This window comes from Pseudomonadales bacterium, from assembly GCA_024234165.1.
In the GTDB taxonomy this organism is placed as follows: domain Bacteria; phylum Pseudomonadota; class Gammaproteobacteria; order Pseudomonadales; family UBA5518; genus UBA5518.
Map to the genome: position 1 here is coordinate 280,941 of JACKOP010000001.1, position 19,725 is coordinate 300,665.

Annotated in this window: 16 protein-coding genes; 3 read left to right on the forward strand and 13 right to left on the reverse strand. The window is 64.1% G+C overall.

Annotated features, from left to right (window positions below; translation table 11 throughout):
- Positions 1 to 7: 7 nt before the first annotated feature.
- The 5 genes from scpA to H7A12_01175 form a co-directional block, all read right to left on the reverse strand.
- On the reverse strand, positions 8 to 2,161 hold the full coding sequence (gene scpA, locus H7A12_01155) for a methylmalonyl-CoA mutase (GenBank protein ID MCP5319436.1): 2,154 nt from the start codon (positions 2,159 to 2,161) through the stop codon (positions 8 to 10).
- A gap of 114 nt (positions 2,162 to 2,275) precedes the next feature.
- Positions 2,276 to 4,516, reverse strand: a complete 2,241-nt coding sequence (locus tag H7A12_01160; protein MCP5319437.1) for a DUF1631 domain-containing protein — start codon at positions 4,514 to 4,516, stop codon at positions 2,276 to 2,278.
- A gap of 113 nt (positions 4,517 to 4,629) precedes the next feature.
- The gene (gene mce / locus H7A12_01165; GenBank protein ID MCP5319438.1) at positions 4,630 to 5,040 is read right to left on the reverse strand and encodes a methylmalonyl-CoA epimerase; all 411 of its coding nucleotides are present in this window, start codon (positions 5,038 to 5,040) and stop codon (positions 4,630 to 4,632) included.
- Positions 5,037 to 7,907 (reverse strand): biotin carboxylase, encoded by a 2,871-nt coding sequence (locus tag H7A12_01170; GenBank protein MCP5319439.1) that lies wholly within the window; start codon positions 7,905 to 7,907, stop codon positions 5,037 to 5,039. Before H7A12_01170 ends, mce begins: the two co-directional genes overlap by 4 nt.
- Before the next feature lie 37 nt (positions 7,908 to 7,944).
- The gene (locus H7A12_01175; GenBank protein MCP5319440.1) at positions 7,945 to 9,672 is read right to left on the reverse strand and encodes an acetyl-CoA carboxylase carboxyltransferase subunit; all 1,728 of its coding nucleotides are present in this window, start codon (positions 9,670 to 9,672) and stop codon (positions 7,945 to 7,947) included.
- 231 nt (positions 9,673 to 9,903) lie between these two features.
- Between H7A12_01175 and pabB the strand changes: the two genes are divergently transcribed.
- The gene (pabB, locus tag H7A12_01180; protein ID MCP5319441.1) at positions 9,904 to 11,304 is read left to right on the forward strand and encodes an aminodeoxychorismate synthase component I; all 1,401 of its coding nucleotides are present in this window, start codon (positions 9,904 to 9,906) and stop codon (positions 11,302 to 11,304) included.
- Here pabB and thrH read toward each other — a convergent pair.
- Positions 11,291 to 11,902 carry a bifunctional phosphoserine phosphatase/homoserine phosphotransferase ThrH gene (thrH, locus tag H7A12_01185; GenBank protein ID MCP5319442.1) on the reverse strand — a complete coding sequence of 204 codons (612 nt, stop codon included), beginning with the start codon at positions 11,900 to 11,902 and terminating at the stop codon, positions 11,291 to 11,293. The two genes, pabB and thrH, sit on opposite strands and share 14 nt — an antisense overlap.
- An 81-nt stretch (positions 11,903 to 11,983) precedes the next feature.
- Positions 11,984 to 12,958 (reverse strand): HTH-type transcriptional regulator CysB, encoded by a 975-nt coding sequence (gene cysB / locus H7A12_01190; protein MCP5319443.1) that lies wholly within the window; start codon positions 12,956 to 12,958, stop codon positions 11,984 to 11,986.
- A 205-nt stretch (positions 12,959 to 13,163) separates the two neighbouring features.
- Here cysB and H7A12_01195 point away from each other — a divergent pair, with 205 nt between their 5' ends.
- Positions 13,164 to 13,532, forward strand: a complete 369-nt coding sequence (locus H7A12_01195) for a DUF202 domain-containing protein (GenBank protein MCP5319444.1) — start codon at positions 13,164 to 13,166, stop codon at positions 13,530 to 13,532.
- Positions 13,533 to 13,559: 27 nt separating this feature from the next.
- Positions 13,560 to 14,390, forward strand: a complete 831-nt coding sequence (locus H7A12_01200) for an urea transporter (GenBank protein MCP5319445.1) — start codon at positions 13,560 to 13,562, stop codon at positions 14,388 to 14,390.
- 30 nt (positions 14,391 to 14,420) lie between these two features.
- Here the strand turns inward: H7A12_01200 and H7A12_01205 are convergent, their stop codons facing one another.
- The 6 genes from H7A12_01205 to H7A12_01230 form a co-directional block, all read right to left on the reverse strand.
- Positions 14,421 to 15,320: a 5'-nucleotidase gene (locus tag H7A12_01205; GenBank protein MCP5319446.1), complete on the reverse strand. Its 900-nt coding sequence runs from the start codon at positions 15,318 to 15,320 to the stop codon at positions 14,421 to 14,423.
- 1 nt (position 15,321) lies between these two features.
- Positions 15,322 to 16,134, reverse strand: a complete 813-nt coding sequence (locus H7A12_01210) for a DUF2889 domain-containing protein (GenBank protein ID MCP5319447.1) — start codon at positions 16,132 to 16,134, stop codon at positions 15,322 to 15,324.
- A gap of 3 nt (positions 16,135 to 16,137) precedes the next feature.
- Positions 16,138 to 17,169 (reverse strand): D-cysteine desulfhydrase family protein, encoded by a 1,032-nt coding sequence (locus tag H7A12_01215; GenBank protein ID MCP5319448.1) that lies wholly within the window; start codon positions 17,167 to 17,169, stop codon positions 16,138 to 16,140.
- A gap of 24 nt (positions 17,170 to 17,193) precedes the next feature.
- Entirely contained in the window at positions 17,194 to 17,541 is a 348-nt protein-coding gene (gene yajC, locus H7A12_01220) for a preprotein translocase subunit YajC (protein MCP5319449.1), read from the reverse strand.
- Positions 17,542 to 17,820: 279 nt separating this feature from the next.
- Positions 17,821 to 18,627, reverse strand: a complete 807-nt coding sequence (gene xth / locus H7A12_01225) for an exodeoxyribonuclease III (protein MCP5319450.1) — start codon at positions 18,625 to 18,627, stop codon at positions 17,821 to 17,823.
- 63 nt (positions 18,628 to 18,690) lie between these two features.
- The gene (locus H7A12_01230; GenBank protein ID MCP5319451.1) at positions 18,691 to 19,725 is read right to left on the reverse strand and encodes a zinc-binding dehydrogenase; all 1,035 of its coding nucleotides are present in this window, start codon (positions 19,723 to 19,725) and stop codon (positions 18,691 to 18,693) included.

The window sequence follows — 19,725 nt, forward strand, 5'->3', positions numbered from 1 at the left end:
TCGGTACTCAGCCCACTGCTTCGATTGCGTTGAGTACCTGACGCGCGGCCTGCGGGATGCGCGTACCGGGACCAAACACGCAGGTGACGCCCGCCGCGTACAGATACTCGTAGTCCTGACGCGGTATCACGCCACCGGCAATCACCACGATATCTCCTGCCCCCTGGCGCCGCAGTTCCTCGATCAACTCCGGTACCAACGTCTTGTGCCCTGCTGCCAGCGACGATGCACCGATCACGTGCACGTCGTTCTCTATCGCCTGGCGCGCCACTTCGGCTGGCGTGGAAAACATCGGGGACAGGTCGATATCGAAACCCACATCGGCGAAGGCGGTGGCCACCACCTTGGCACCACGGTCGTGCCCGTCCTGGCCCATCTTGCATACCAGCATGCGCGGGCGCCGTCCGTGGCGTGTAACGAACGCCTCGACATCGCCGCGCAGCGCCACCCAGTCCTCGTCCTTGCCGAAGGCAGCACCGTAGACACCCGAAATGGTGTTTGCGCTGGCGCTGTAACGGCCCCACTCGCGCTCCAGCGCGTCGGATATCTCGCCGACGGTGGCACGCAGCCGCGTGGCCCGAATCGCCAGGTCAAGCAGGTTGCCTTCACCGGATTTCGCGGCGTGTGCCAGTGCATCGAGTGCTTCCTGTACCGCCTTCGCATCGCGTCCCGCCCGAATCCGTGCCAGGCGATCGAGTTGCGCCTCGCGTACCACGCGGTTGTCGATTTCGAGGATTTCCACCGGCTCCTCGCTGGCCAGACGGTACTTGTTCACGCCGACGATCACGTCTTCGCCACGGTCGATACGCGCCTGCTTGCGCGCTGCCGATTCCTCGATGCGCATCTTCGGCATGCCGGTTTCGATTGCGCGCGCCATTCCGCCCTGTTCCTCGATTTCGCTGATCAGCTCCCAGGCCCGATCCGCCAGCTGCTGCGTCAGCGACTCCATCAGGTAAGAGCCGCCCCACGGATCGATGGTGTTCGTGATCCCGGTTTCCTCCTGGATGATGAGCTGCGTGTTGCGTGCAATGCGCGACGAGAACTCGGTCGGCAACGCAATCGCCTCATCGAGTGAGTTGGTGTGCAGCGATTGCGTACCACCGAACACGGCTGCCATCGCCTCGATCGTCGTACGCACCACGTTGTTGTACGGGTCCTGCTCGGTAAGCGACCAACCGGAGGTCTGGCAGTGCGTACGCAGCATCTTCGACTTCGAGTTCTTCGGGCCGAAACCGTCGATGATGCGCGCCCACAGCAGGCGTGCCGCACGCAGCTTCGCCACTTCCATATAGAAGTTCATGCCGATGCCGAAGAAAAACGACAGCCGCGGCGCAAAATCGTCGATGGCGAGTCCGGCAGCAGCGGCAGTGCGTACGTACTCCTTGCCGTCGGCGAGCGTGTACGCGAGTTCCAGTGCTGCATCCGCGCCGGCTTCCTGAATGTGGTACCCGGAGATCGAGATCGAATTGAAGCGCGGCATGTGCCGCGAGGTGTAGGTGATGATGTCGCCGATGATGCGCATCGACGGAACCGGCGGGTAGATGTAGGTATTGCGGACCATGAACTCTTTCAGGATATCGTTCTGGATCGTTCCCGAAAGCTGCTCCTGCGCAACGCCCTGCTCCTCGGCTGCGACGATGTAGCCGGCAAGCACCGGCAACACCGCCCCGTTCATCGTCATCGATACCGAGACGCGGTCAAGGGGAATACCGTCGAACAGGATCTTCATGTCCTCGACGCTGTCGACGGCAACACCCGCCTTGCCGACGTCACCGACCACGCGTGGATGATCCGAGTCATAGCCACGATGCGTTGCGAGGTCGAAGGCTACCGAAACTCCCTGACCGCCTGCGGCAAGCGCCTTGCGGTAGAACGCATTCGATTCCTCTGCGGTCGAGAAGCCCGCGTATTGACGGATCGTCCATGGCCGTCCCACGTACATGGTCGCTTGCGGGCCGCGCACGAAGGGTTCGATTCCGGGCCAGGTATCCGTGAACGACAGGTGCGCCGTGTCCTCGGCGGTATACAGGGCCTTCAACGTGATGCCTTCCGGCGTCATGGTGTCCAGCGTCGCGGGCGAAGCACCACCGAGTTGCTTGCCGACGATCTTCTCCCATTCCGCACGCGATCCGCCCGCGGGGCGATAAGGCCACTCCGCCATTGTCATGCACTCCTTACGGTCAGCGCCGGACGCGGCGCCGCAACGGGGCGAGTTTATAGCCGCGGTGAAGTCGTCTCAACGGTTGGCGCACCGCAGCATGCACGCCACGCCGGCTCAGCCAGCGCTGGCGCGGCGGCGCAAATCTCCGGTGATCCGTTCGAGGGTGCGCTCGAGCAGGGGTTCGTCTTCGATGATGCGCCATTCGCCGGTCTGCAGGGCGTAGGCAAAGGACTTGCGCGAAGCCTCGCGTACCAGACGACCGTTGCGGTCACAGAACAGCAGCATCCGTGTCTCGTCGATGCGCGTTGAAAGCTTGCAGCGTCGGGCACTGCCCGCACTGTCGCTGATTTCGAACCAGGTCCCGACGGCAACCGCATCGGCTCGCTGCAGCGACTCGAGACTGAGTGCCACACGTGGCGCCTCGGTGTCGGCCGCAGGACGCGTCACAGTCCTATCGTTCGCCCGTGGCGGAATCACCGGGGGCGGCTGGATGCGTGCCCGCTCGATCGGCACCACCCGTGCCGACACGGCTGCCGGTGGTTCGAGCAGGTGGCGGTGCAACTCGCGGATACCCTCGATGCGAGCCTGCGCTTCGACCGTGTTGCCCTGCGTGTGCTCAAGCGCCTGCTCGAGCCGCGCGTAGATCCCCGGCAGCACTCGCGCAAGCGCGCCGCGTGCAAGCAGGTCCTGGGGTGCCACCAGTGAACGCGGCAAATCCTCCACCATCGCCACCGCGTCCAGCCACTCGGCGCTGTCGGGGCCTTTGCGCAGGAAGAACAGTTGCAGCGTTCGTTGCCAGTCCGCGTTGAAGAATTCGAGCAACGCAACCGGAAGATCCCGTCCATCGAGCTTCTGCTGCATCACCGCATGCACTGCCTCACGTGCTGCCGCGAGACGGGCATCGGCGACGGCCTTCTCGCTGGTGCGGCGTTCGAGTTTGACCGCCCGTTGCTCCGCGCGCTCGATTGCGCACTGCAATTGCTGCAACGCCTGCGCGAATGCCTCGCGTCCGGCCTGTGCATCGGCGGCAAGCCCTTCGACCAGGGCTCGTATCTGCTCGAGCAGCGTATCCTGTGCATCCTGCTCGTGCCCGTCCCAGCCGCGTCCGGCACGGGCGATCGCGTTGATCAGTTGGCGCGCGGGATGCAGTCGATCGCCAAAGAATCCGCGATCGTTCAACGCGAGCTTGAGTACCGGCAGCTGCAGCCGCGACAGCAGGACCTGGATCGCCAGTGGCAGATCCTTGTCGTCCGCCAGGGTATCGAAGATCAGCGTGACGATGTCCACCACATCGCCTTCCGCTGCTCCAAGGCGCAATGCACCGCGCCGTGCGGCGATCGACCCCAGCGCCGAGCGGATATCTGCGGAAGTCCCGGCAACACCACCCGGCCACCCGCGCCCGGTCTGCAGGTCGCCGAGCAAAGCAACGAGTTCGCCTGCCCCCAGGCTCACGGCACCCGCCGTCGCGATGCCACCGCCCGGCGACAACCCGGTGAATGTCAACGGTGAACCGGAGCCGCGCACCCGCTGCAGCAACGCAGACAGCTCCCCGAAGCCACCGCGCATATCCACTGCGCCTGGCGCTGTGGTGCCCGCACCCGCCATGGGTGTCACTGCGTCTGCAGGATCCGGGTCCGCACGCACGACCGGCTCCGGCGCCTGATCACGGCGCGGCGTTGCATTTCCGCGAGCCGCAGCAGCCCCGAGCAGCGGAAGCACGCGCGCGTCGACCAGCACCTGGTTCCCACGCTGGTAGACCGCACCAAGGCGACCGAGCACGTGCGCATCAAACTGCTGGCAGAGCACGCGCAGGCACTTGATGTCGCTCTCGAGTTCCTGGCAGGCATCGAGGAATGCCTGTGCGATACGCCCCGGATCGAAGGGATTATCCGCCTCGTTCATCTCGGCTGCCGATGGCACCAGACTGAGCATCCGCTCATGCAGATCCGCGAGCATGAGCTGCAGTTCGCTGCGGACACGCGAAACGCCGCCGGAAACCATCAGCTGACGCTCGATCTGCTCCGGCGGGATCAGCGTCAGCTCGTCGATATTCAACCGTTCGCTGGATGCAGCCGGCCGCTGGAAGCGGGCGAACTCCGCCATCAGCTGTTCGACGAAACGCGTGGCGATCGTCGTGCGCTTGCGCTGCAATTCACGGCGAAAATCGAGCAGACGTTGCTCGTCGTAGGTACCGGCGGCACCGCTGGCGAGGTCGAACAGCGCGCCATCACAGGCGCCGAACATCCCGTCGAGCAACGGTGCCACGGTCTTGCTCGCCAGCACGGCAAGAGCCTGCAGCAACTCTGCCGACGAGGATTTCACTTCCGTTGCCGAACCGTCCGTGCGCCCATTCATCGCCCGTGACTCCCTGCCCACCTTTTCCTGCCTGGCCTTTTATATAGCAGAAGATGTTGCAGTGCGGTTGTGCGCAAGCTCACAGATCGTCGATGCCGCGTCCGGCAGCAGGGTCAATGGTCCGCCGGAGGCTGACTCAGCTCGATCAGCACCCCGTCGCAGCTCTTCGGGTGGATGAAGATCACGCGGCAGCCGTGAGCGCCAGGTGCCGGCTCCTCGCTGAGGAACTGGTATCCCTTCGCCTTGAGGCGTGCGACATCCGCATCGATGTCGTCGCTGCGGAAACACAGATGATGAATGCCACCGGGCTTCTTTTCGAGATACTTCGCGATCGGCCCCTCGCCTCGCAACGGGTGCACCAGCTCGATGCTGGTCGGCGGCAGCGGAAAGAACGCGGTGGTGGTGCGCGCCGATTCCACCGCTTCGGTGCCTTCGAACGGCAGTCCGAAATCATCCATGAAGCGCCGGATCGCACGCTCCAGGTCGGGTACCGCGATCGCGATATGATCCAGTCCGGTAATCATGCCTTTGCCTCCAGTGCGGCCAGGAAGCGTGCAGTCGCGGCGATTCTGCGCTGCTGCCTTTCTTCGGGAGATTCCTCGACGATGCGCTCGTCAGGAATCACCTTGAACACCGGCTGCCCCTTCTTGATGATGACGCCCTCACCGTTCACCAGCACCTTCTCGATCGTGCCGCTGAACGGGGCGTACACCTTGTTGAACATTTTCATCACCTCGACGATGTAAAGCGGATCGCCCTGGTCGAAGTGCTGCCCCTCGCCAACGAACTCCGGCGCACCGGGCGCTTCGCGCGGATAGAACATGCCGCCGCTGACCGCAAGGATTTCATCCGATTTGGCCACCGGGGGTGGTACCAGCACCTTCGCCATTTCCGTCTGGTGCCCGGGAACCAGCAATTCATCCGGAATATGGATCGACAGATCGGGATTTACCCGCAGCGAAAAGAAATCCCCGACCCGCGCCACGTACGGCAGCACCAGCAACAGATCGAACGCTGCCTGGTAGCCCGCGTGTGCAGCGCGCACTGCCTCCCAGGTCGGTGCGTCGACCCCGACCACTGCCTGCACAGATGCGAGTGCGGTACAGGTTGTGCTCCACTCGCGCGTTCCGAGCCGCTCGGCGAGCGCGTCGTAGAAAGCCAGTGCATCCTGCAGCAGTGCGTTGTCATGGTCCCAGATCATGTACGCGGGCGGGCACGACTCGCGCCACTCCATGTTCAGAAAATGGTAGGTATCGGCCAGCAGCTCGATCGGGTTGCGCCGGAACTCCAACGCGTCGTTGGCGATCGCGAAGCTGTCGCGGTAGCGGCTCAGCCAGCCGGACAGCAGATGCGGTTCGGCGAACAGCTTCTGGATCGGGCGCAGCAACAGCGTCTGCTTGCGATCGAAACAGCCCTCCAGTGCCTTGCGTGCTCCCGCGTCCTTTACCGTCGCCAGCGCCGCACGGCGCAGTTGCGCGAGTGTGTGCTCGAGATCGATATGCACCGCGCATTCACGCAGCCGCCCCACGGCCGTCAGATACGGCAGTATGAACCGCGTGGTCGGGCGTGCGTTGATCCCTGCGCCGATGAACCAGCTCACCAGGCCGTAGTGGAACTCGAGGTTGGTCGCCAGATCCTTGCCCGAAATCTGCGTGATGCGCAGGATTTCGGCCAGACGCTGGTAGCCATCGAGGCGATCGTTGCCGACCGTCAGCAGCAGTGCGATATTCGAATCGTAGGCACCGGCGAGCGTGTAGGACATGAACACACCGGTGTCCGGATTGTGCAGACTGATGCCCTGGTCGTCGCGGATCTCGCCCTCGAGCGCGTTGGACCAGTTGCGGATCACGCCACCGGCGTGCGGCTGCAAGGCCTGGTTGGTCGCGTTGAGACGCGCCTCGACCGAGGCATTGTGGCGGTGCACCCGGCCAGGCTTTGGCAGGCGCTGCTTGTGCCGTGCCAGCAGCACCATCGCCTCGACCAGCGATTCCACGACGAATTCATCCCGGTGGTCGTCGGGATTCACGAAACGCAATCCGTAACAAAGCTCGGTCACGCGGTGTTCGACCTGGATCCGCGTGTTCATTTCCATGAAGAAGTGATGATCGCGCTCGACGATGCACTCGAAGGTAGACACCGAATCGAGCCCGACCGCAGCCCCGAAACGCGCCGCTTCGTCCTCCATGCGGCGCAGGATCACGAGGTCGCTTTCCAGCACCCTTGCTTCTTCGGTGCGCCCGCCCGCCCTGGCTGCCGCGATCGCCAGCGACAGTTCCTCTTCGGTCACCGAGACTTCGAGCAGCTTCTGCTCGTGCATCTGCAGCGAGCAGTCACGGCCACCGAGCGTGGTCGCCCACGTGCCGTTGCCGATGACCTGGATCTCCTGGTGGCGCGTGGTCTCGATATTCAGTTCGATCAGGATGTTCTTGTTGTCACCGACGCCGAGCGCCTTCACTTCGCCGAGAATCTCGCGCGCCCGTTCGGGCGCACGTGCCGCGGCCTTCGCGATGCGCTCTTCCAGCGTCCTGCCGTCGAAAGACTCGGGCGAGGACAGGATGCGCTGCCCCTTGCCACCGCCACCACCGATCGCCTTCAGCCGGATGCGGTTTTGCGGGTAGCGGTGATACATCTCCGCTACGCGCTTCTGCAATTCCGTGCACAGCTCCTCGATGCTGAACAGGTCGACGCCACGACGATACGAAGCATCCAGCACGGCGTCGGCCTGCGTCTCGAGTGCGACGTCGGCAGCAAATGCGGCCGGATCGACGTCGAGATTCTTGGCTTCGGCCAGCGCCCGCAACGCTCGCGTGTCGGGCGACTTCGCGAGCAGGGTCAGCGCGGTGACGTTGTCGATGCCCGGCGTCACGCTGACACCGACTGCGAGTGCCGTGCGCTTTGCCTCGTCCTTGAAGCCCGCGCCGCGCACGGTACGGCTGCACGGCCCGATGAACGTGAGCCCGGCCTGCTCGATCGCCTTGACCAGTTCCTCGTCCTCGGACATGAAGCCGTAGCCGGCGAAGATCGAATCGTAGCCGTTGTCCTTCGCGATCGCGATGATCTGGCGAATGCGCTGCGTACGCTCTTCCTTCGACGCGCCGGTGTAGTCCGGCACGCGGTGGACGCGATCGGGGTCGGTCAGGGTGCGCAACTCCGGCGCCAGTGCATTGCTGTAGACGATGGAGTCCTTCTCGGAGAGCAGGATGCCGTAGCTGCAGATTCCCATTTCCTCGAAGACGTCCATCGCTTCGCGCCGGATCGGGCCGCGACAGATGATCAGCGGACGCATGTCCTCGCAGGCGAAGCTGCGCACCCACGTCGAGGCGCTTTGCGCCAGCCTGCGGTTGCGATGTATCAGGGGGTTGTTCAGGTAGTGTTCGTTGCTTGTGCGCACTGGTTGTTTTCCGCGATGTATGCCGGTGAGACGGGTTTCAGTGGAACTCGCGCTGCACGCCGGAGAACGGTTCCGGACGGTAGTGCTCGAGGTGGAACAGGAGGTTCTCTCCGATCACACGACGCAGGTCGGACGGCATCACGATCTGCGAGATCGAACCGAGGCTCAGCGCCTCGTTCGGATTCATCAGCTCGCGCTCGTAGCGTTGTGCGAGAGCGGTCTCGCCTTCCTTCACCCACGCGTCCACGTGATTGCGGGCGACGGCGACCGCTTCATCCTCCGGCATGCCGTCGCTGCGCAGACGCCTGAGCTCGGCGCTCATGCGCTCCTGCCGCTGGCCGCGGATCGCACGCAGTTCGTCCTTGTAGACGAACTCCACGCCGGCAGGCCCCATCACCGCCGCGCGCGTGGTCGGCAGCGCGATCACGAAGTCGGCACCGGTCGGGTAGTTGTTGTACGAGGCGTAGGCGCCACCGAAGGCGTTGCGCAGGATCACGAGGAAGCGCGGCGTACGCAGGTCGACGATCGAATCCAGCATCGCACGCCCCGCCTGCACGATTCCGCGGGTTTCCTGGTCGCGCCCGGGCAGGAAGCCGGTGGTGTCCTCCATGAACACGATCGGAATGTTGTAGAGGTTGCAGAAACGGATGAACCGCGCGTTCTTGTACGCCGCGTCGATGTCGATCTGGCCGGAAGCGACCGCCGAGTTGTTGGCCACGAATCCCACCACGTGTCCACCCATGCGACCGAACGCCGTGATCGTGTTGCGCGCGCGGTCGGCCTGGACCTCGAGGAAATCGCCGTGGTCGCTGATCTGCTGGATGATGATGCTGGCATCGAACGGCGTGTTGAAGCCGGTCGGCGAGTTGAACGCCTTTTTCAGCAGGATATCGATATCCCAGGTCTTGCGCTCGATGGGATCGGAAGTCGGCTGGTAGCGCGCAAGCTCACCGTTGTTGTCGGGAATGTAATTCAGGATCTCGCGCACCTTGCGCAGTGCAGCGACCTCATCCTCGACCACGAAGTCGGTCACCCCGGATTGCGAGTGCACGGAGGGTCCACCGAGTTCCTCGGGCGTCACATCCTCGCCGAGCACCGACTTCACGACGCCGGGACCGGTAAGGCCGAAGAAGGTGCCGCGCGGCTGGATCACGAAACTGCCCTGGCGCGGAAGGTAGGAACCGCCGCCGGCGTTGAAGCCGAACATGCACATGATGCTCGGAACCACGCCACTCACCTTGCGCAACGCGGTGAACGCCTCGGCATAGCCGTCCAGCCCACCGACACCGGCAGGAACGTAGGCGCCTGCGCTGTCGTTCAGGCCAACCAGCGGGATACGGCGCTTGCCCGCCAGCTCGAACAGACGCGCCAGCTTGCGTCCGTTGGTCGCATCCATCGAACCCGCACGCACCGTGAAGTCGTGTCCGTACAACGCGACTTCACGGCCCTTCACCTTGATTACCGCCGTCACCAGCGAAGCACCGTCGAGATTCTCGCCCCAGTTCTGGAACAGCACCGTCGGCTCGCCGTCAGCCAGCACCTTGATGCGCTCCCAGATCGTCATCCGGTCCTTCTGGTGCTGGCGCTCGATGTTGACCACGCCGGCAGCACGCTGCGGACGCTGCTGCAGCGCATGGCCCGCCGCCAGCGTCTGCTCGTAGAGCCCCGGCTCGTAACTGATCTGCCCCGGGACCGTGAACTCCATGTCCACTTCCTTGCCGAACGGGTTCTTCAGCGAAAAACCCACGCCCTTGTCGTCACTCATCTGACTTCGCCTCTGTGGATTTGCGGGCGCTGCGTCGCCCAACGCAATACATGACAGCTATCTGTTTTGCGGCATCTGGCCGCCAGTTTGCCATGCCAGCCCGCATGCCGGCAGTGCCACTCCGGCACGGGGTTGGCAAGAAGTCACCAACTGGATAAAAACCGCGACATATTAATGACTTACGTTTATGATATCAACACGTTCCATAGCTGTTTTCGCAAGACCCGCGCAATGGGCGAACTCTCGATTCTGCCGCTGCCGTACCGCATCGACTGTTGCGATCACTTTGCCCGGCTGCGCTCGCTGCCCGGTGCGGTGCTGCTCGACAGCGTTCGCGCGCACGGTGCGCAAGGACGCTTCGATGTGCTGAGCGCGCTGCCGCTGTGCGAACTCGTGAGTCGCGGCAACCTCACGACGATTCGCGCGCGTGACCACGTCACCCACAGCACCCTGGACCCGTTCAGGCTCGTCGCGCAGGCACTGGAGGATCATCTTTCCCCTGCTGCGTCCAGGCCCGACGCGTGGCCATTCCAGGGCGGTGCGATCGGCTGGTTCGGGTACGAGCTCGGTCGGCGCAGCGCAGGACTCGCTCTGCGCAGCACGGCAGACGCACCAGCCGACATGCAGGTTGGCATCTACGGCTGGGCGTTGCTGCAGGATCACGAGCAGCGCAGCGCGGTTGCCCTGTTTACTCCCGCAATCGACGAGGCCACACGGCGGCGCGTGCTCGCCGCGCTCGAATCGCCGCTGTCGCCGCCGGCAGCACCGTTTCTGCTCGACGGTCCATTCCGGAGCAATTTCGGCACCGGCGGCTATGAACAGGCATTCGCACGCGTGCAACGCTATCTGCTCGACGGTGACTGCTACCAGGTCAACCTTGCCCAGCGCCTCAGTGCACCCTGCCACGGTGATCCGTGGGCGGCTTATCTGCACCTGCGTGCGCGTACCGCCTCGCCTTTCTCGGCCTTCCTGCAGGGAGACGATGCCACTGCCGTGCTGAGCTTCTCGCCGGAGCGTTTCGTGCGCGTGACGGGGGCGCACGTCGAGACGCGTCCGATCAAGGGCACGATACGCCGCGGCAGCACACCCGAGACCGACCGGATCCAGGCCCGCGCCTTGCTCGCCTCGGAAAAGGATCACGCCGAAAACGTGATGATCGTCGACCTGATGCGCAACGACCTGGCACGCTCGTGCCGCATCGGTTCGGTACGCGTGGAAAAACTCTGCGCCCTGGAGAGCTATGCCAACGTGCACCATCTGGTCAGCGTGATCAGCGGCACCCTCGACGCGCACTCCGGTCCGCTCGACGTGCTCGCACGCTGCTTTCCGGGGGGCTCGATCACGGGTGCGCCGAAGATCCGTGCGATGCAGATCATCGACGAACTCGAGCCGGATCCACGCAGCGTCTACTGCGGCGCCATAGGTTATGTGTCACGTCACGGTGCGATGGACACCAGCATCGCGATCCGCACGCTGGTCTGCGACGGTCGCGAAGTGCATGCCTGGGGCGGCGGCGGCATCGTGGTGGAGTCGGACTGCAGTACCGAGTACCGTGAAACACTGACCAAGATCGAACCGCTGCTCGATGGCCTGCGCGCCGCCAGCGCGGCGCCCGGGATCAGATGTCCCTGATGCTGGCAGCCCGAAACGCCTCCTTCAGCGCTTCATAACCTTCCACTGCCGGGAACTGCGGGAACTCGGCAACCACGTTCGCCGGCGCATTGAACAGGATGCCGGCATCGGCCTCTGCGAGCATCGTGGTGTCGTTGTACGAATCACCGGCTGCGATCACGCGAAAGTTCAGCGAACGGATCGCACGTACCGAGTGGCGCTTCGGATCCTTCTGGCGCAGCACGTAGTTCGTGACGCGTCCGTCGCCGTCGACCTCGAGCCGGTGACAGAACAACGCCGGCCAGCCGAGCTGGCGCATCAGCGGCGCCGAGAACTGGTAGTAGGTGTCGGACAGGATCAGCACCTGGAAACGTTCACGCAGCCAGTCGAGGAACTCACGCGCACCGGGCAGCGGCTCCATCGTGTCGATCACAGCCTGGATGTCGGGCAGGCGCAGCCGGTGCTGATCGAGCAGGCGCAACCGCTGCTTCATCAGCACGTCGTAATCGGGAATGTCACGCGTGGTCGCGCGCAACTCTGCGATTCCGGTGCGTTCGGCGAATTCGATCCAGATTTCCGGTATCAGCACGCCTTCAAGGTCGAGACAGGCTATTTCCACAGGGGTCTCCAGCAGGATTGGATGCAATGGGAGCTCTGCATGCGACGCATGCCGCTGTCACGGATTCGTCATTACGTGCAATCAAAACGTCGGCAACTCGATGTGCTCGAACATCGCCTCCACCTCGGTGCGACTCTGGCAGTGCCACGCCTGGTCGACGAGCCGGCGCGTGAGGTGCGGTGCAAACAATTCCATGAAATCGTACATGTAGCCACGCAGGAAGGTGCCGCGCCGAAAACCGATATTGGTCACGCTGGGCTTGAACAGGTGGCTCGCATCGAGCACCACCAGCCCACGATCCTGCGCCTCGTCGACCGCCATGCGCGCGATGATGCCGATGCCGAGGCCGAGCCGCACGTAGGTCTTGATCACGTCGGCGTCCGTCGCGGTGAACACCACGCGCGGCGTGAGGTGCTTGCTGTGAAATGCCTCGTCGAGACGCGAGCGACCGGTGAAACCGAACACATAGGTCACGATCGGGTACGCCGCCACATCCTCGATCGTGAGGCGTCCGACGTTCGTCAGCGGATGCCCTTCGGGCACGATCACGCAACGATTCCAGCGGTAGCACGGCATCATCACGAGGTCGGTGAACAGTTCCAGCGCCTCGGTCGCAATCGCAAAATCGACCGTGCCGTCGACTGCCATCTCGGCAATCTGGACCGGAGTGCCCTGATGCATGTGCAGCGATACGTCCGGGTAACGCTGCATGAACGCCTTGATCGTAGGCGGCAGGGCGTAGCGCGCCTGGGTGTGCGTGGTTGCGACCGACAGCGTGCCCTTCTGGTCGTTGCGAAACTCCTGCGCCACCTGCCGGATCGACTCGACGCGACGCAGTATCTCGCCGGCGCGCTCGAGGATTGCCTCGCCGACCGGGGTTACACGCGTGAGATGCTTGCCGCTGCGCTCGAAGATCTCGACGCCGAGCTCGTCCTCGAGCAAGCGGATCTGCTTGCTGATGCCCGGTTGCGACGTGAACAGGCTCTGCGCAGTCGCCGAAACATTCAGGTCGTGACGGGCGACCTCCCAGATGTAGCGCAATTGCTGAAGCTTCATGGAGTCGGAAATCGGCGAACAGGCGCGTTCAGGACGCGCGCAGGATAGCGGTTCTTGCCAGTGGCGGCTACCCGATGCCGGTGGGCGATCGGCAAGCCGGCAGGAAGTCCGGCAAGGTTGCAAAATATGCCGGAACGGGCGCGCTGCGCTTCCATCGGTACGCCTGGTCGCGTTAAATCGCTGCCAACGTGTACGGGAGTCGTCGATGTCCGATCTCAAGGACCCAAGGGTACTGTTTGCAGCCGAACGCACCCTGCTCGCGTGGAATCGCACCAGCCTCTCGCTGATGGCTTTCGGCTTCGTGGTCGAGCGTGTGCGGATCGTGATCCAGGCGATGTCACCGGATTCGATTCATGCAACCAATATGGAAACGAGTTTCTGGCTGGGGCTCGGTTTCATCGTGCTGGGCACGTTCACATCGGCGTACTCGGCCCGGCAGTACGCCGTCGTGCTGCAGTCCCTCACACCAGCGGAGTTCCCGCCGCACTACGCAGCGCGCTGGGGTATCTGGGGCAACCTGGCGCTGGCTGCGTTCGGGATGCTGTTGGCGCTGATCCTTTTCGTCTGGCGCTGATCCCTCACCCGAAATCCGGATCTTCCGATGGAATTCCTTTTATCCGTGCTGCGTGGCCTCGGCCAGATCATGTTGCAGCGCAACGCTGCCACCGGAGTCGGGTTCGTGCTGGCGATCGCCATCAATTCCCCGGTTGCTGCGTTCGCTGCATGCCTCGGATCGCTGGCGGGCACGGCGCTGGCGTGGCTGGGGAAGTTTCCGCCGACCGAAACCCGGGACGGCCTGTACGGCTTCAATGCCGCACTGGTCGGCATTGCGACCGTGCACTTCCATCCCTTGTCGATCGTCGTTGCTGCGGCAGGAATCTGCAGCGTCGTGGTTGCAACCGGACTCATGCGTGCGATGCAGCTCCGCTCGCTGAATCCCTATACCTTTCCTTTCGTGCTGACGGTCTGGCTGATGTTCCTGCTGATCCCGCCAGGGCAGGCAACAGGATCGAGCCACATGACGAGCGGGTATGCGCTCGCGGACGGATTCCTGCAGGCGTTCGGCCAGATCATGTTCCAGGGGAATTCGCTGACCGGCCTGGTCTTTGTCGTTGCGATACTGATCAACTCGACCCGATGTGCCGGATTCGCCACCCTCGGTGCGGCCGTGGCCGTCGCCACCGCTGCCGCGCTCGGCTGGCCTGCCGATCAGCTCGCCGCGGGAATCCACGGGTACAACGCCGTGCTGAGCGCCATTGCGCTTGCGCTGGTTTCGCGAGGATTCATCTTGCCGGTGATTGGCATCGCGCTGTCGATCGCGATTACCAAGGCGTTGCTCGTGAGCGGCGTTCCGGCGCTGACCTTCCCCTTCGTGCTGGCGACCTGGATCGTCCTGATCGCCCGCAGGTTTGCAACCGGGGAGGCGCGTTAGTCCACCAGCGCAATCGCTACGCGTGGGCGCTCAGCGGTTGGCCACACCGTGCGGTACGTGACCGGTGGCGACGTGGCGGCTTGCCGAGTCGCAATGGCCGAGCTGGTCGTCGAAGAACACGTCGGCACCGTAAGCACGCAGGAATTCGCCCTTGTCGAGCCCGCCGAGGAACAGGGATTCGTCGATCCGTATTCCCCATGCGCGCAGGGTGCGTACCACACGCTCGTGCGCCGGCGCCGAGCGGGCGGTCACCAACGCGGTACGAATCGGGCAGGTGTCGTGCGGGAATTCGTGCTGCAGGCGCTGCAGTGCGGCCAGGAACGCCTTGAACGGCCCCCCGCTCAGCGGTTCGCGTGCGGAAGCCGTTTCGCTGCGTGCGAATGCATCCAGTCCCTGGCTCTTGTAGACCTGCTCCGCCTCGTCGGAAAAAAGCACCGCATCGCCGTCGAACGCGAAGCGGATCTGCTGACCGGCCAGGCCGGAGTTCTGCGACGGCAGGAAGGTCGCCGCCGCGACGCCCTGCTCCAGCGCCTGACGCACGTCCTCGGCTTCCGTCGAAAGGAACAGGTGACAGCCGAAGGCGCTGACGTAACGCCACGGACTCTCTCCGCCGCAGAACGCCGCGCGCGAAATCGCCAGGCCGTAGTGCTGGATGCTGTTGAACACACGCAGTCCGGTGTCGGCGCTGTTGCGCGACATGAGGATCACCTCGACGCGCGTGTCCTCGGGCAAGCGCTCGTTCAGTGCCAGCAGCTTGTGCACCAGCGGGAACGCGTCTCCGGGTGCCAGCACCTCGTCCTCGTGCTCGATCTGGTAGCGGTGATACGCCTCCAGGCCTGCACGTTCGAAGACCTCGTGACTCGCGTCGAGGTCGAACAGCGTGCGCGAGGAGATCGCGATCACCAGCCGGTTGCCCAGTACCGCAGCCATCTCATCGACCGTCCGTCTGGCCGCTGGACCCGGGTTGCACGAATCGGACGAGTTCCTCCGGCGCGTCGCCGTAATCGCGGACCGAATCGACGACCGGTAACGCGCTGTCGAATCGCACGTTCTGGTACGCAAAGCAGGTATTGGCAGCACGCTCGCGTGCGCTCAGCGTTTCATCGGGAGCGCGTTGACGCATGGCTGCCAGGTCCCAGCGCTGCGAGGTGCCCACGATGATCGCCATCTGCAGCACCGCTGCCGCCTCCAGCTCGTCGCCGCTCCAGACCTGGGCCGACCACGCAGCGAAACCACGCAACACTTCGCGACCCGCAAGTTCCACCGGCGTCACGATCCGCGGGTGATCGATGCGCCAGCGATGCACCACGCGCCCGTCGAGCGCCACCTCGGCAAGCGTCGATTCGCCTTCATGCGGGTCAGGCAGCGTGACGTCGTACTGGCGTGACGGCGTGCCACGCAGCGCCTGCGCGACCGCGAACCCCAGCAGGTCGTGCAGATGGGTGCAGTGCGTGCGCGGGTCTTCCCAGGAGCGGAATTCGGCGCGGCTGCCGGTCAGCGGCCGGCCGACCAGGCGCTCCAGATGTGTGGTGGACGCCGGACATATGCGCGTCGGATAGCGCAGCCATTGCGCCTCGATCGCGCGGATCACGTGCCCGTCGTGGTGCAGGCTGAGTCGGCACGCATGCAGATTGTCCTCAAGCCCACCGCGTACCACCGTTGCGTCGTCCGCCAGCAGGCGAATGCGACGCCGGAACACGCGCTCACCGTAACGTGGATGAGGAATCGGTGGTCTGGTGAACATCGCTCAACTCCCATGCTCCAGCAGCCCGGCGGCGTGCGCTTCTGCACGCTGTGCAAACAGCCCGAACACGCCGCCCGTATGCACGAATACCACATCGCCGCTGCCGGTGAAACGCCCAGCGCGGATTTCCTGGAGCATCCCGTGGAATGCCTTGCCGGTGTAGACCGGATCGAGCACGAGTCCTTCGACGCGCGCAAGCTCGCCAATCGTGGCGAACACGGCGGCATCGGCCTTTGCGTAGCCGGCGCCGATGTAGGCGTCGAGCACATGCACACCGAGTGCTCCCACGTCGAGCGTCACGCCATAGCGCTGCCTCCAGGCAGCGAGGTCGGTACGCACCTTGCGCCGGAACCACGCGGCATCGTCACAGACCGCCATGCCCCAGACTTCCGCCGGCATCCCGGCCAGCGCCAGCCCGGCAGTAAGCCCGGCCTGGGTGCCGCCCGAACCCGTGGCGCACACCACCTGCTGCGGCACGATGCCAACCCGCACGCAGTCGGCTGCGAGTTCGGCGGCACCGGCCACATAGCCCCATACGCCGATCGCGTCGCTGGCTCCGGTCGGGATCAGGAACGGACGACGACCCTCGGCGTGCAGCCGCGCCGCGTGTGTGGCGAGCAGTTCGTCGAGTTCCTGTTGATAACGCTGCACCGGGTAAGTGTGCACCGCGGCGCCAGCGAGTCGATCAAGAAACAGATTGCCGTCCGGAATACCCTGCGGCTCGCCACGCAGCACCAGCTCGACGCCAAGGCCCAGCCGCGCACCGAGCAGCGCGGTCGCACGACAGTGATTCGACTGCAGGCCACCGCAGGTAAGCAATGTGTCGGCACCATCGGCGAGCGCCTGGGCGATCGTGAACTCGAGCTTGCGGATCTTGTTGCCACTCGCCGCGCACTCGCTGAGATCATCGCGCTTGACCCAGATCCGTGGGCCGCCGATCGCCTGGCTCAACCGATCCAGCGGTTCCAGCGGGGTGGGAAGGCGAGCCAGTTGCAGGCGCGCAGGTGCAACCAGCCCGCAGATCCGCTCGTCCATCAGCTCAATCCCGGCACCGCGACATCACTTCTTCTCGCCCGCGGCGCCCACGCCCTTCAGCGTTCCCTTCGGCAGCACACTCTGCACCGCCCACTTCTGCAGCTTGATCTCGACGTCGTCCGCCACCTTCAGCACCACGAAGTCCTGTTCGAGCGCGGTGACGCGCCCGAGGATTCCGCTCGTGGTCGCCACCTCGTCACGTACCGCGAGCTTGCCGAGCATGTCCTGGTGCTCCTTCTGGCGCTTGCGCTGCGGACGGATCGCAATGAAATAGAACAGCGCGAAGATGCCGATCATGAACGCAAACGAAATCATCGGATCCCCGCCTGCGGCCGGGGCGCCCTGAGCATGTGCAGCCGGAATCAAAAACATGAATTCTCCTGAAATCAATGGATTGGAAAATATACTTCAAGCGTGATATTCAAAATGAACTTACGGGGTGCGACTGTAAAGACTTTGGCTTCGCCTCACAACCGCAAGCGTTTGACCCAAAACCCCGATGCAGGGGTATCGAGATCGTCGCAAAACGCTGCGAAACGTGCGGCGATGCCTTCACCTCGGGGGGCGTGCGCCGCAGGGATGCGGCGCTCGAGCCTGCACGGATGCATTTACGGCGTCCCACCGAGGTGAAGGCATCGTCGCACGCTGCCTCTATCGAGGATCGGAGGCTTTTGCGACAGCCTCTTGCAGGCTCCACTCGAAGTCCATCGCGAGTGGTGCGTGGTCCGAGAAGCGCTCGTCCCGGTAGATCGACTCGCCACGGATCCGCTCGCGCAACCCCGGTGTCACCGCCATGTAATCCAGGCGCCACCCCACGTTGTTCTCTCGCGCCCGCCCACGGTTCGACCACCAGGTGTACTGACGCGGCTGCGGGTTCACCTCCCGGAACGCATCGATGAAACCCACCTCACCGAACAGCACGTCGAGCCACGCGCGTTCCTCGGGCAGGAAACCGGAGTTCTTGCGGTTGCCACGCCAGTTCTCCAGGTCGATCTCCTTGTGGCAGATGTTCCAGTCGCCACAAACGATGTACTCGCGCCCGTCTGTACGCAGTTGGCGCAGATGCGGCATCAACCGCTCCATCAGCGCGAACTTCACGGCCTGCCGCGCTTCACCCGAACTGCCTGACGGCAGGTACAGTGACACCACGCTCAGGCCGTCGTAGTCGGCCTGCAGCCAGCGTCCCTCGCTGTCGACGGGATCCCAGCCCAGACCTCGTTGCACGGCGAGCGGCGGCTGACGCAGGTAGAGCGCGGTGCCGGCATAGCCGGGACGCTGGGCGTCGAAGTAGTGACAATCGTAGCCGGCAGGAAAAAAGTGCCCGTCGTTCAACTGGTCGATGCGCGCGCGCGTTTCCTGTACGCAGACGATGTCTGCGTCCTGCGCTTCGAGCCAGCCAAAGAACCCTTTTGCCGCTGCCGAACGGATGCCGTTCGCATTGAACGTGATGATTCTCATGCATCGATCCCCCGCATCGGGCTGCAACGTACAACGCCCTGCGGGATCATCGTCTTGCAAGGTTCAAGGACAGACCATCACCTTGATGGCCCGGCCATTGCCTTGGGTGACGAACGCGTCGGCAACGTTCTCGATTGGAAAACGGTCTGAAATCAGCTTGTTGCGATCTATTTTTCGATTCTTCATCAACTCCAGAGCCTGCACAAGCTCCTCCGCCTGGTAGCCGAGCGACCCCATGATCAACGGCTGCTTGTGGATCAGGTCGGTCAGATTCAGCGTCACTTCGTCCTCGAAGGCGCCGAAGCATACGATCCGCCCACCCCAGGGGCGCAGCAGGTCGAGCGCGGTCTGCAACGGCGGCGGTCCCTTCATATGACGGATATAACCGGCGCAGTCGATCACCACCGCAACGTCGGGCGGGGTCATTGGCGGGAACAGCACCGGTATCGTGCCGCAGATCCGTGCGGCTGCAGCGACCACGTCCTCGCTCGCCGCGTTGATCGTATCGCTCGCGCCGACCTCCAGTGCCATTGCCAGCCGGGATGCCGAAACGTCGACCGCCATGATGTGACCGATATCCGGAACCAGGGCACGCAGCGCCTGCACCACCCCGAGCCCGATCGCGCCCACGCCGAAGACGACCACGTTTTCCCCCGGGGCGACTGCCGCCTTGCGCACCAGTTGCAGACTGTCCGCCAGCGGTTCGGTGGTTGCAGCCTCCTCGAACGACACCTCGTCGGGAATCCGCGCCAACTGGAACGGGTTGACCGGCACGGGCACGAATTCTGCCATCGCACCACCACCGGTAACGCCGACCACCCGATCGCCGACGGCGTATCCCTCGACGCCGGCACCAAGCTCGGCGATCACGCCGGCGAACTCGTGTCCGATGATCATCCGCCCGTCGGCATCGACACGCAGCGTGCCGGAGTACATATCGCGCGCGGAACGCGAATCCACCCGGTAGATGTGCAGATCGCTGCCACAGATGCCGCACGCTGCCACCTGGATCAGCACCTCGCCGGGACCTGCTGCAGGACGCGCAACGTCCGCACGCATCGTCACGTCGCCAACACCACCGAATACCGCTGCCTTCAT

What these genes read in the sequence shown, in the direction of transcription:
- scpA (MCP5319436.1), bottom strand. Translation starts at nt 2,161, where the DNA reads ATGGCGGAGTGGCCTTATCGCCCCGCGGGCGGATCGCGTGCGGAATGG.
- H7A12_01160 (MCP5319437.1), bottom strand. Translation starts at nt 4,516, where the DNA reads ATGAATGGGCGCACGGACGGTTCGGCAACGGAAGTGAAATCCTCGTCG.
- mce (MCP5319438.1), bottom strand. Translation starts at nt 5,040, where the DNA reads ATGATTACCGGACTGGATCATATCGCGATCGCGGTACCCGACCTGGAG.
- H7A12_01175 (MCP5319440.1), bottom strand. Translation starts at nt 9,672, where the DNA reads ATGAGTGACGACAAGGGCGTGGGTTTTTCGCTGAAGAACCCGTTCGGC.
- pabB (MCP5319441.1), top strand. Translation starts at nt 9,904, where the DNA reads ATGGGCGAACTCTCGATTCTGCCGCTGCCGTACCGCATCGACTGTTGC.
- cysB (MCP5319443.1), bottom strand. Translation starts at nt 12,958, where the DNA reads ATGAAGCTTCAGCAATTGCGCTACATCTGGGAGGTCGCCCGTCACGAC.
- H7A12_01195 (MCP5319444.1), top strand. Translation starts at nt 13,164, where the DNA reads ATGTCCGATCTCAAGGACCCAAGGGTACTGTTTGCAGCCGAACGCACC.
- H7A12_01200 (MCP5319445.1), top strand. Translation starts at nt 13,560, where the DNA reads ATGGAATTCCTTTTATCCGTGCTGCGTGGCCTCGGCCAGATCATGTTG.
- H7A12_01205 (MCP5319446.1), bottom strand. Translation starts at nt 15,320, where the DNA reads ATGGCTGCGGTACTGGGCAACCGGCTGGTGATCGCGATCTCCTCGCGC.
- H7A12_01210 (MCP5319447.1), bottom strand. Translation starts at nt 16,134, where the DNA reads ATGTTCACCAGACCACCGATTCCTCATCCACGTTACGGTGAGCGCGTG.
- H7A12_01215 (MCP5319448.1), bottom strand. Translation starts at nt 17,169, where the DNA reads ATGGACGAGCGGATCTGCGGGCTGGTTGCACCTGCGCGCCTGCAACTG.
- yajC (MCP5319449.1), bottom strand. Translation starts at nt 17,541, where the DNA reads ATGTTTTTGATTCCGGCTGCACATGCTCAGGGCGCCCCGGCCGCAGGC.
- xth (MCP5319450.1), bottom strand. Translation starts at nt 18,627, where the DNA reads ATGAGAATCATCACGTTCAATGCGAACGGCATCCGTTCGGCAGCGGCA.
- H7A12_01230 (MCP5319451.1), bottom strand. Translation starts at nt 19,725, where the DNA reads ATGAAGGCAGCGGTATTCGGTGGTGTTGGCGACGTGACGATGCGTGCG.